Genomic DNA, 12,893 nt, shown 5'->3' on the forward strand with positions numbered 1-12,893 from the left:
ATATTTTCGCTTTTTGCGATGTAAAAAGAATCAGATGCGACATCGATCCGTCTGATTCTTTGTTATTTTAAGGCATGGTGAATTTCCTGGGCATCGAAATCGGTGGAACGAAGCTGCAGATCGTTACGGGGAACGAACATGCCGAGATCCAGCGGCGGTTCCGGTTTGCTGTTGATGGCAAGGCTGGTGCTGAAGGCATTCGCGCGCATATCGTAGCCACACTCAACGAGCTTGCGTCCGAGAAGTTTGAGGCTATTGGTGTTGGCTTCGGGGGCCCGGTAGACAGGATCTCCGGCAAGATCTGGACCTCCTATCACGTGAGCGGCTGGTCGGGGTTTGCGCTGGCAGACTGGTTGGCTGACCTTACGGGTGTTCCTGTAAAAGTCGACAATGATGCCAACGTAGCCGCGCTCGGTGAAGCATGGCAAGGTGCCGGAAAAAAATACCAAAACGTTTTTTATGTAACGCTCGGAAGTGGTGTGGGCGGAGGACTGGTTGTTGACAGAAAGATCTTTCATGGGGCATTACCAGGTGAGACCGAGATCGGCCATGTGCGCATAGACAAGAATGGCAAAACGGTGCAGTGGGCTTGCTCGGGATGGGCTGTAGATGCACAGGTCAAAGAAGCCGCGTTGCGCAACCCTTATGGTAAACTGGCAGTGCTGGCAGCACAGTTCAGCGGTGCCGAGGCAAAAGCCTTACGCCGCGCTTTAGAAATAGGCGATGCCGACGCCATCCGAATCCTTAACAGTACAACAGACGACCTCGCATTTGGTCTTTCACACGCGGTGCACCTGCTCCATCCCGAAACCATTGTGCTCGGCGGTGGTTTATCACTGCTCGGCGAGCCCCTGCGAAAACTGACAGAAGAACGATTAACCACTTATATTATGGACGCTTTTCAGCCCGGTCCCGTCATACAGCTTTCAGCCTTGAAAGAAGATGCCGTTCCGGTGGGAGCGTTGACTTTAGCCATCAATCATCATTGAAAGAATGAAAGCATTTATCACACGTTACCTCGAGCAGCAGAAGAAAACCATCGACACCATTGACGCCGACAAGATCAGCGCGATCATCAGCATCTTCAAACGTACACTGGATGAAGATCGCCAGCTTTTCGTGTTTGGCAATGGAGGCAGTGCCGCCAGCGCCACCCATTTTGTAACAGATCTTGGCAAAGGCGCATCCGACAAGGCCCACAAACGCTTTCGTTGTTTTTCACTGAACGACAACACCGGCTGGCTCACCGCCCTCGGAAACGATTATTCATATGAAGATGTTTTTGTGCGTCAGCTGATGAACCTTGCCAAACCCGGCGATGTGATGTTCACCATGAGCGTGAGCGGAAATTCTCCCAACCTCGTCAAGGCCGTGGAGTGGTGTAAGCAGAACAAGGTTCACGTCATCGCGCTGGTGGGCGGAAAAAAAGGAAAGCTGGCCCAGCTGGCAGACACCTGTGTTGTGATCAATGATTTACATTATGGCCGCGTTGAAGATGCCCACATGAACATCTGCCATATCATTGCCTTCGCGTTTATTGAAAACGAATCCCTTCAGGGTCAGGATTAGCAGGATTGATGGATTAGCAGGATTCATGCTACTTACTCCTTATTTCCCACGCCCGATGTAGCCTTGGCGGAGGCGGGTGGCTCCTGCGCTGGAGGCGGAGCAGGTGGCGGCGGAATGAGGGATGTATGCGGACTTGTCACAATGAAGATCTCATTCTTCTCGAACTCTTCCCTGATCTTCAGGTTGATGGCCTGCTGGATGTCCATGTATTTGTTGAAGTCGGGATCGAGCACGAAATAGACCACTTCAAACTTCAGTGCCCAGTCGCCATAGGCTGCGAAGTGAGCACGGTCGAACCGGATCGGCTTCTGTTGCTCGATGATATTTTTTAGCAAGACCGGTATGGTCTTCAGCTTTTCGATTGGCGTGCGGAAATCGATGTTGATGGTGAACACGATCCTGCGGCTGGCCATTCGTTTGAAGTTGTGGATCCGCGACCCGGTCAGGTTCGAGTTGCCAATGATGATCTGTTCGCCGGAAAGGCTTCTGATGCGGGTAGTTTTGATGCCGAGGTATTCAACTGTTCCCATCTTGTCATCCACCACAATAAAGTCGCCGATCTCGAAAGGGCGATCGAAATAAATAACAAAATAATTGAAGAGGTCGCCGAGGATGTTTTGTGCCGCCAGCGCAATGGCGATACCACCAATACCGAGGCCGGCAATGATCGTGGTCACATCTTTGCCCATGTTATCGAGCAGGAAGATGACCCCGATGACCCAGATAAAAATGTTGATCACCAGCATGAGCCCGCCCAGCTGTTTGATCTTGTCTTCACCATGCTCCTGTCTTCGGATGCGCGACTCCAGCAATGTCATGATCACTGAGGAAATAAGACGCAGCACGAAGTAGGTGATGATCACGGAAGTGGCCACGTCGATGACGCGTTCGGCTTTTGTAGACAGATCGAGGAAATTCAGTCCCCAGTAGATGATGGCAAACTGTATGATGGGAAGCGCAAAACGATCCACACCGTCGATAATGAAATCATCCGTTGTACCCTCGGTCTTTGCGGCGGCAGCGCGCAGTCGTTTGATGATCACTCGTTTGAACGTGCGCAGCAACAAAATGCTGAGCACGATGACACCACCCGCAATGAGATAATCCCTCACGGTGTTGTTGTAATAGACTTGATCAAGCAGGCCTTGCATAGTTAGAATCGGCTGGATATCAGCTGTTTGTGTCTGTGTGCCGGAGTGGGTTCCGGTGTTTAATTTTTCATCCCAAAACTTATAAAAACCATACCAATTAAGAGATATTGCAGGTAATTTTTATCAAAACCCCGACATCAAAATGAAAAACCTACCCTGGAAGAAAATTGGCCTGGGGGCTGTTGCCCTTGTTGTTGCCGTTGCAGGAATTTTCTATCTCACCACCACCAAGGGCAGTAAAACGCCGGATACTTTTGTGAACCCTGCTTTCGGGCAGTACATCTCATCCTATACCGCCGGAGTGATCTCTTCCGGTTCGGCCATCAGGATCATGCTCGCAGAAGATGCCGTCGACTCCACTTTACTGGGTCAGGAAACCTCCGTTTCACTTTTTGATTTCAAACCTTCCGTCAGCGGAAAAACCGTATGGCTTGATAAACGCACGGTTGAATTCAGGCCCGAAAAAAGACTCGCCTCCGGCCAGATCTACGAAGTGAGCTTTTTCCTTTCAAAACTTCTTGACAACCTTCCGGGTGAGCTGAAGACCTTTGAATACACGTTCCAGGTGATCCCGCTGAATTTTGAAGTATCCATCGAGAACGTAAAACCTTATGTAAAAACCGACCTGAAGCGCCAGAAGATCGAAGGTATGCTTCAGACCTCCGATTTTGCCGAAAGTGAAGCGGTTGAAAAAATGCTCATCGCGCAGCAGGAAGGCAAAGGCCTGAAGGTGACCTGGAACCACGTGAGCGAAGGAAAACAACACGCCTTTGTGATAGAAGATGTAGCACGCGGAGAAGCCGCCAGCAAAGTATCACTCGCCATCGACGGAAAAAGCCTCGATGTAGAACAGCGCGACGACCGCGAAATAGAAATTCCCGCGCTTGGCGATTTTAAAGTTACGAACGTACGGGTAGAGCAGAGCGCTACACAAAATGTGGTGATCCAGTTCTCTGATCCGTTGAACGAAAAACAGAATCTCGCCGGTCTCATCAGCATTGAAGGCCTCAGCAGCCTGGACTTCGAGATCCGCGATAACGAGATCAGGGTTTATCCTCCGGTTCGTCAGAAAGGTTCTATGAAGCTCACTGTTGAAACCGGCATCCGCAACATACTGGACTACCGCCTCAAGGAAGGCGGCGAATTTGATGTGATGTTCGAACAACTGAATCCTGCTGTACGGTTCACCGGCAAAGGCTCTATTCTTCCCAGCTCCGATGGGTTGATCCTTCCCTTCGAAGCGGTGAACCTGAAATCGGTAGATGTGCAGATCGTCAAGGTCTTTGAAAACAATGTGCTGCAGTTCCTCCAGGTAAACGACCTCGACGGCAGCGCTGAACTTCGCAGGGTTGGCAAACCTGTGCTGAAGAAAACCATCTCGCTCGATAACTCCGGTGTAACAGACCTCGGCCGCTGGAACCGTTTCACGCTCGATCTTTCCACCATGATCAATACCGAACCCGGCGCCATCTACCAGGTGCGCATCGGTTTCAAACGCGCTTATGTGGCCTTTGGCTGTGAAGATGGTGAAGAGACGGGATCAGCGAACGAGCAGCAGGCCTTCGAAACAGAAGAATGGTCGGAGCCCGAAAACGAGAACAGCTACTGGGATTCCTACGAAGAATATTACTACGGCGAAGATTACGATTGGGAGCAACGCGATAATCCGTGCCACTCTTCCTACTACCGTGGCGATAAAAGCATCAAGCGCAATGTACTGGCATCGGACCTCGGTCTGCTGGCCAAACGCGGAGGCGATGGCAACACCGTTGTGTTTGTCAACGATCTAAAAACCACTCAACCCATCGCAGGTGTAAATGTTGAGCTCTATGATTTTCAGCAGCAGGTGATCGGATCGGCCTCTACGGGCGCTGATGGCAGGGCTGTGATCAACTCGAAGAGCGCACCTTTTGCATTGGTAGCAAAGAACGGCTCGCAGCGCGGCTACCTGAAGCTGTTCGATGGTGAATCGCTTTCCATCAGCAACTTTGATGTTGGCGGCGAGCGCATCAACAAAGGACTGAAAGGATTTTTATACGGCGAACGCGGCGTATGGCGCCCCGGTGATTCACTGTATATGACCTTCCTGCTGGAAGACAAAATGAAATTGCTGCCGCCGTCACATCCCGTGGTGTTCGAGCTCCAGGACCCGCAGGGACAGGTTGCCAGCAGGCTGGTACGCTCAGGCGGAGAGAACGGTTTTTACAAATTTGCCACGGCCACAGCAGCAGATGCCCCCACCGGCAACTGGATGGCACGTGTGAAAGTAGGCGGGGCGGAATTCACGCAACCCGTGAAGATCGAAATGGTGAAGCCGAATCGCCTGAAGATCAACCTCGACTTCGGTGTAGATAAGATCACAGCAGGCAACAACAATGTTTCAGGCCAGCTTGTGGTGAACTGGTTGCACGGCGCTCCCGGCAGAAACCTGCGGGGAGAATTTGAAGTGTTGCTCACGAAAGCCGAAACTAAATTCCAGCGGTATCCCGACTTCACGTTCGAGGATCCGTCGCGCGATTTTTATAGTGAAGCGCAACCTATCTTCGATGGTTATACCGATGATGAAGGACGTGCTACGGTGAATGCCACCCTTCAACCCAATGAAACTGCCCCCGGTATGCTCAATGCCGTTTTCCGCGGTAAGGTGTTTGAAGAAAGCGGCAACTTCTCCATCGATCGTTTCAGCGTGCCTTATTATCCGTACGAGTCGTTTACAGGTATTCGCCTGCCACAGGGCGATCAGGCAAGGGGTATGCTGCTCACCGATACAACGCACACGGTAGATGTAGTCACGGTAGACGCCGATGGTAAGCCCGTGAGTCGCGAAGGTGTGCAGGTGTCCATCTCCAAATTGCGCTGGAGATGGTGGTGGGATAACACAGACGAAGAGGCGGTGTACATGTCTGATTCTTATGCTACGCAGCTGAGCACCGGCACCATCAGAACGGTGAACGGAAAAGGTACCTGGAAATTCAAGATCAAATATCCCGAATGGGGTCGTTACCTGGTGAAAGCATACGACCCTGTTTCAGGTCACAGCACCGCGAAAGTTGTTTACATCGACTGGCCGGGATGGGCAGGACGGGCACGCGGGGGCAACGAAGGCGCTACCATGCTGTCGTTCTCATCCGATAAACCTGCCTACAACATTGGCGAGCAAGCGAAGGTCATGATCCCGGGAAGCGGTCAGGGCCGGGCGCTGGTGAGCATCGAGAACGGAAGCCGCGTGATCGAGAGCTACTGGGTTGAAACGCAGAAAGGCGATACACCCTTCTCGTTCGAGATCACCCGTGATATGACACCCAACGTTTTTGTTCACATCACATCGCTCCAGCCCCACGCGCAGACGGTTAACGATCTGCCTATCCGTTTGTACGGTGTGATCCCCGTGCAGGTGGAAGACCCCGGAACCCACATCGAGCCTGTGATAGATATGCCCGATGTACTGGAGCCGGGCCGGGAAGTTGTGATCAAGGTATCGGAGAAATCGAAACGCAAAATGACCTACACCATCGCTATGGTGGACGAGGGCCTCCTTGACCTTACACGATTCAAAACGCCAGACCCATGGAAACGGTTCTATGCCCGTGAGGCTCTCGGCGTGAAAACATGGGATCTGTATGACAACGTGATGGGTGCTTTCGGCTCAAGGCTTGAAAGATTACTTTCCATCGGTGGCGATGAAGCGCTGAAAGGTAAGGAAGACGATGCCAAAGCCAACCGCTTCAAACCCGTTGTAAAATACCTCGGTCCGTTCACACTCGACGGTGGCAGCGACGAGCACAAATTCACCATGCCGCAGTATATCGGTTCGGTGAAAACCATGGTGGTTGCCGGATATGAAGGCGCCTACGGATCAGCGGAGAAGGCCACGCCTGTACGCAAGCCACTGATGGTGCTGGCCACCCTGCCTCGTGTGCTTGGTCCGGAAGAAAAGCTCAAGCTGCCTGTGACGTTGTTCACCATGGAGAAGAGCATTAAGAATGTGAAAGTAGAAGTAAAAGCATCAGGACCGCTGCAGGTGAGCGAAGCGTCACAGAATGTTGCTATGTCGGGCAGTGATATGACCGTAGAGTTTGACCTGGCGGTGAAGAGTATGCTGGGCGTTGGTAAGGTAGAAGTGACGGCAAGCTCGGGCAATTTTAAAGCCGTGGATGTTATCGAGATCGATATCCGCAATCCCAATCCTCCGGTAACAAGGATGAGTGAAGGGCTGCTGGAAGCTGGCAAAGCCTGGAGCACGAATGTGACGCCGGTAGGAATGAAGGGCACCAATTCAGCCACGCTGGAGATCTCGTCGATGCCGCCGATCAACTTGGGACAGCGTTTAAAATACCTGATGCAGTACCCCTATGGTTGTATCGAGCAAACCACCTCTACTGTTTTCCCGCAATTATATCTCGACCAGGTGAAGGTGCTCACGGAAGGAGAGCGCAACCTGACACAATCGAACGTGCGTGCAGGTATCGAGCGCTTGAAATCATTCCAGCAGCGCGATGGCGGATTTTCTTACTGGCCGGGTGCAGAGAATGCCGATAGCTGGGCTACTACCTATGCAGGACATTTCCTCGTGGAAGCATCGGCCAAAGGATACTTCGTTCCTAACGAGATGATCAAGCGCTGGAAAAAATATCAGCGAAACAAAGCGCAGGATTGGCGCAAGAACCAGGAATATTACAGCAGCGAATTGATCCAGGCATACCGACTCTATTCACTGGCCCTTGCCGGCGATCCGGAGCTCGGCGCCATGAACAAACTTCGCGAGCTGGGCAACCTGCCACCCACCGCAGCGTGGATGCTGGCTGCAGCCTATGCCAAGGCAGGCCAGGAGGAAGCCGCCAGAAAGCTCATGACCAACCTGCCTACCGCCATTAAACCTTACCAGGAAATGGCTTACTCTTACGGATCTGATATTCGCGACAAAGCCATTATCCTCGAGACATTGTTGCTGATGAACGAACGGACCAAGGGATTCGAGCTGCTCAAGGATATTTCAGCGGCGCTCAGCAATCCTAACCATTGGATGAGCACACAATCTGTGGCGTGGTGTCTGAAATCCGCGGGAGCATTTGCAAGCTCGGAGAAACGCGGCGAGCTGAAGTTCACGTACACCTACAATGGAAAAGAAGTGGAAGCATCAACCGAGCTTCCGGTGGCGCAGGTGCAGATCGATGTTGATGGTGTGAAGTCGAATGCGCTGAAGGTGGAAAGTGAAAGCAAGGGAACGTTATTCGTGAGACTGGTCACTGAAGGCACACCCGCGCGTGGCGACGAACAGGAGGAAGCAAATAACCTGACCATCAACGTCACCTATGCCGATACGGACGGCAACACCATCGACCCGGTGCAGCTTCAGCAGGGCACGGAGTTCATTGCTACCGTAACAGTGTCGAACCCCGGAACAAGAGGTGCCTACAAGAACATGGCGATCAACCAGATCTTCCCGTCAGGATGGGAGATCAATAACCTGAGGCTTGATGACGCGGAAAGCAGGCTGGGCGGAGACAAACCTACGTACCAGGATATTCGCGATGACCGGGTTTATACATACTTCGATCTGAGCGCAGGCCAGAAAAAAACATTTCAGGTAATGTTAACTGCTACTTATGCAGGTACCTATTATCTGCCGGCCGTGAGCTGCGAGGCCATGTACGACAGAACCGTGTACGCGAGGAAAAAAGGGCAGGTGGTGGAAGTGGTGAAACAGGTAACGGAATAGCGTTCGTTCGGGGTCCCGCAGATTCCGCAGATCAGCGCAGATTAAATGTGATATGAATGAGAACGACATATCTTATAAAATCAGAGGATCGATCTTTAAGGTTTATAACAACCTGGGGCCAGGTCTTTTGGAATCTGTTTATGAGGCTGCGCTTGCGTTTGAGCTCAAGAAGGAAGGATTGGATGTAAGAACGCAAGTTGCTTTGCCAGCTATGTATGAAAATACGCAGCTGGATCTGGGATTTCGGATCGATATTCTGGTAAATGACTTGGTGATCATTGAAGTAAAGTCAATTGAAAAACTGCTTGATGTTCATCACAAACAGGTTTTGACTTATTTGCGCCTGGCAGACAAAAAGCTTGGGATACTTGTAAATTTTAACACCGATAAAATTTCCAAATCAATCATTCGCAAGGTGAATGGACTATAAATATTTATCTGCGAAAATCCGCGAAATCTGCGGGAAACGGACGCTACTTGCATTCGTGACCGTGTCGTTGCTGATCATCTACTGGTTTTCCCTTCCCTCAACACTTTTTGAAGAACCCTACTCCACCGTGCTGGAGTCATCGGATGGCGAGCTGCTGAGTGCGTCTATTGCGAAAGATGGGCAGTGGCGGTTTCCCGCAGGTGATACGGTGCCGGATAAGTTTGCGGAAGCGCTTATTCTGTTTGAGGATAAACGCTTTTACAGCCATCCCGGTGTAGACCTGCTTTCATTGGGCAGAGCCCTGCGTCAGAACATCAGCGAGGGCAAAGTTGTGAGTGGTGGCAGCACGCTGAGCATGCAGGTGATCCGGTTATCGCGCAAAGGCAAATCGCGTTCGTTGTTTCAGAAAACCATTGAGCTTGTGTTGGCCACACGGCTCGAAATTCGTTATTCAAAGGCAGAGATCCTTTCACTATATGCTGCCCATGCACCGTTTGGAGGCAACGTGGTGGGTCTCGAAGCTGCCTGTTGGCGTTACTTCGGCATTGATGCTGCCAACCTCTCGTGGGCGGAGGCAGCGCTGCTGGCCGTGCTGCCGAATTCACCAGCCATGATCCATCCCGGAAAGAACAGGGAACAGTTGAAAGCCAAGCGCGACCGGTTGCTCGACAAGCTGCGCGATGCGGGAAAGATCGATGCGTTCACCTGCGCTCTTGCAAAGGAGGAGCCTGTTCCTGAGCAACCGCATGTTCTGCCAAGGCTGGCCCGTCACCTGCTTGCACGCATGGCCCGGGAAGGTTTCGCGCAGCAAAAGATCACTTCAACACTCAATCAACATCTGCAGCGCAGGGTTGAGCAGATCGTGCGCGATCACCACGAGCGCCTGAAGGCCAACCAGATCTTTAACGCCGCCGTGCTGGTGCTGGAAGTGAAGACCGGCCATGTGCTGGCGTATGCGGGCAATGTTGACTCGGAAAATGGATTGCATGGCGGCGACGTTGACATCATCGCCTCGCCAAGAAGCACAGGCAGCATTCTCAAGCCCTTTCTGTATGCGGCCATGCTGCACGAAGGAAAAATACTCCCACGCACGTTATTGCCCGATGTTCCCGTACAGATCAACGGGTTTGCTCCCAAAAATTTTTCGAAGGAATACGATGGCGCCGTAGCTGCAGACAAGGCGCTCATCAGGTCATTGAATGTGCCCGCCGTACACATGCTCCGCGATTACCGGTACGAGAAGTTCCACCGGTTGTTGAAAGATGCCGGCATGACCACACTTGCACGGCCCGCAGACCACTATGGACTTTCGCTGATCCTCGGTGGCGCAGAGGGAACCTTGTGGGATATTACCGGAATGTATGCTTCGATGGCGCGAACGCTGAACAACTATTTTGAACATCCCGGCAGGAACCGCTACAACCGGAGCGATTTTCATGCGCCTGTCTATTTTACCGGTCCGCCTCGCGACGATGCATCTCTCGAAAATGGCTCATGGCTGAATGCGGGCTCCATCTACCTCACCTTCGAGGCGTTGAAAGAAGTTTACCGGCCCGGTGAAGAAACGGGGTGGAGGTATTTCAATAACGCGAAACAGATCGCCTGGAAGACCGGCACCAGCTTTGGCCACCGCGATGGCTGGGCTGTTGGTGTAACTCCCGATTATGCTGTGGGCGTTTGGGCCGGCAACGCAGATGGCGAAGGACGGCCAGGACTCACGGGCACTGAAGCTGCGGCACCGCTGATGTTCGATATCTTTTCACAGCTCGACGCGGGCGCGTGGTTTCACCAACCGAAAGCAGAAATGCAACAGATCGTAACCTGCAAAAAAAGCGGCTACCGCGTTTCACCTTATTGTGATGAGCGTGATACGATATGGGTTACGAGTGAGAGCCTCAATACGAAGGCCTGCCCGTATCATAAAATGGTGCACCTTACCGCCGATATGAAATTCCAGGTGCACAGCGAGTGTGTGCCACTGAACAAAATGACACACACCACGTGGTTTGCCCTTCCACCCGTGCAGGAGTACTATTTTAAATCGAGAAATCTTTCTTACCGCTCCCTTCCACCTTTTCGGGCAGATTGTCAGTCGTCTTCACTGCTGGCCGGAATGGATATGATCTATCCGAAGCCCGATGCCCGCATTTTTATTCCACGCGATATTGACGGCAACCCGGGGAGCTCGGTGTTTGAACTCGCACACAGAAATCCCAATACGTTGGTTTACTGGCATCTTGATGGCGAATATATTGGCAGCACCAAACGCATCCATCACCTGGCCCTTAATCCCCCGGAAGGGAAACATGTTCTCACTGTAGTAGATGAGCACGGCGAAGCATTGGAGCGCCGTTTTGAGGTGATTTCAAAGATGTGATGAGATATAAATTTCGATTTTTATAATTCTTTAGTAAATTTCCTCGGGTTAAGCATCAGAAATCTGATTTTTTTAAATAGCTGGCTTTTTTCACCTGAAACTTAACTCTGTCTGGTAACTTTAGCCCGGTTATCCGCATATAGGACTATCATTGAAAATTTTGCGCAGCTTTAGGGGAGTATCTCCTGTGCCGTGCTAAAGATATAGATTCCGGTGCGTAGGAGCCGGGAAGGTTTTTGCAAAGAAAAGTAACTTAGAAGCCGCGTATTTCGTTTGTGAGATTTCCGGGCAAACTGAGATGGTTATTTAAAGGTTTTTGGCAGGAATTGTCTATTGATCTACTGAAAATAGAGCATTCACGTTTTCTTTTATGAATTTAAGGATCATTGTCTTTGGGATCTTCGTTGCGTTATGCAGTGTGCCATCATTAGCCCAGCAAAGCACATATTACGTTGTGATCGGTGTTTTTAAGGTTGAGGAAAATGCGCAACGGTTCATGGAATACGCCCACACCGTCAATGTTCCGGCTACCTACGCTCTCAATCCCCTCCACAATCATTATTATGTCTATGTGCGGTCTACCGCCAATAAAGGAAGCGCTTACGACATTCTGAAAAGAATGCAGGAGGAGGGTTTCCTCGATGCCTGGGTCTTCAAGGGCGGGCTCGGCCAGTCGGCACAGTTCAGCTCCGAGCATACAGAGATCGCCGAAGCCGAAAAGCCCGCAACAAATCTATCCCCGACTACAACGATCACAGAAAACGGAACACCTCCTGTTGACCAGCCGGATACAAATACCAATGGACAGCAGGTAGCAGCCACTGATCCTGCAACTGCTACAACAACCCCTGTTGAAAAAGTTAAGCCCGCGGGAAAACCGTTCATGTTCAAGCTGATCAATGGCAGCAACGGGAAGGATGTGATGGGCCAGGTGCATGTACTTGAATCTGACAGGACCAATAAATATCAGGGATACAATGGCAATGAAACAGTATACCTCACGGCCCCCAACAACAAAGGAGGCCGTTGGTATGTGACTTGCCAGGTGATCGGTTTCCAGCCCATCGGAACTGTTTTCGTTTACGCTAATGCGGAAAAAACCTACAAAGCCGCGGCTGAACAAGATATTGTGATACCCCTTGAGCTTACCAGGGTGAGGAAAGGCGACTACATTGAAATGGATAATGTGAAGTTCTTCGAGAACTCGAATATCTTCAAACCTGAGTCGTCACGCGAGCTGGACGAGCTGGTAGCCATGATGGTTGAAGATCCTGACTACAAGATCAAGCTGCACGGCCACACCAACGGCGAGCAGGATCGTGAGATCGTTTCACTTACCGAAGGCCAGGATTTTTTTGCCCTCGATCCGGCCAACCAACGCGCCAACGGAAGTGCCAAGACGCTGTCTACGCTCAGGGCAGAATCTGTGAAGAATTACCTCATCAGCAAAGGGGTTGAGGGCTCAAGAATATCTGTTCGCGGCGAGGGTGGCACACAACCCATCTTCGATCCCCGAGGCGGTGCCGCATCCAATAACGACCGTGTTGAAGTGGAGATCACCAAGCACTAGTTGACAATTGACAAAAAGGCAATTGACAATAGGTGGTCAATGCTTTCGGATGTTATCCTAACAGCTTGAATTGAAAA

The 12,893-nt window shown here is 51.3% G+C and carries 7 protein-coding genes; 6 read left to right on the plus strand and 1 reads right to left on the minus strand.

Annotated features, from left to right (window positions below; genetic code table 11):
- The first annotated feature begins 74 nt into the window (after positions 1–74).
- Together KK083_RS04985 and KK083_RS04990 are read left to right on the plus strand one after the other, a co-directional pair.
- Complete coding sequence (locus tag KK083_RS04985; protein WP_254161318.1) at positions 75–989, plus strand: ROK family protein; 915 nt, start codon at positions 75–77, stop codon at positions 987–989.
- A 4-nt stretch (positions 990–993) separates the two neighbouring features.
- Positions 994–1,569 (plus strand): D-sedoheptulose-7-phosphate isomerase, encoded by a 576-nt coding sequence (locus tag KK083_RS04990; protein ID WP_254161320.1) that lies wholly within the window; start codon positions 994–996, stop codon positions 1,567–1,569.
- Positions 1,570–1,601: 32 nt separating this feature from the next.
- On the opposite strand, the gene KK083_RS04995 is transcribed toward KK083_RS04990, so the two are convergent.
- A complete protein-coding gene (locus tag KK083_RS04995; RefSeq protein ID WP_254161322.1) occupies positions 1,602–2,720 on the minus strand; it encodes a mechanosensitive ion channel family protein in 1,119 nt (372 codons plus the stop codon).
- A gap of 142 nt (positions 2,721–2,862) precedes the next feature.
- On the opposite strand from KK083_RS04995, the gene KK083_RS05000 reads away from it, so the two are divergent.
- From KK083_RS05000 to KK083_RS05015, 4 genes are all read left to right on the plus strand, one after another.
- Positions 2,863–8,439, plus strand: a complete 5,577-nt coding sequence (locus KK083_RS05000) for an alpha-2-macroglobulin family protein (protein ID WP_254161324.1) — start codon at positions 2,863–2,865, stop codon at positions 8,437–8,439.
- Between the two features lie 52 nt (positions 8,440–8,491).
- The gene (locus KK083_RS05005; RefSeq protein WP_254161327.1) at positions 8,492–8,869 is read left to right on the plus strand and encodes a GxxExxY protein; all 378 of its coding nucleotides are present in this window, start codon (positions 8,492–8,494) and stop codon (positions 8,867–8,869) included.
- A gap of 61 nt (positions 8,870–8,930) precedes the next feature.
- The gene (pbpC, locus tag KK083_RS05010) at positions 8,931–11,246 is read left to right on the plus strand and encodes a penicillin-binding protein 1C (RefSeq protein ID WP_254161329.1); all 2,316 of its coding nucleotides are present in this window, start codon (positions 8,931–8,933) and stop codon (positions 11,244–11,246) included.
- Between the two features lie 370 nt (positions 11,247–11,616).
- On the plus strand, positions 11,617–12,816 hold the full coding sequence (locus KK083_RS05015) for an OmpA family protein (protein WP_254161331.1): 1,200 nt from the start codon (positions 11,617–11,619) through the stop codon (positions 12,814–12,816).
- Positions 12,817–12,893 lie beyond the last annotated feature (77 nt).

Origin of the sequence: Chryseosolibacter histidinae (assembly GCF_018598225.1) — a bacterium.
GTDB lineage: Bacteria > Bacteroidota > Bacteroidia > Cytophagales > Cyclobacteriaceae > Chryseosolibacter > Chryseosolibacter histidini.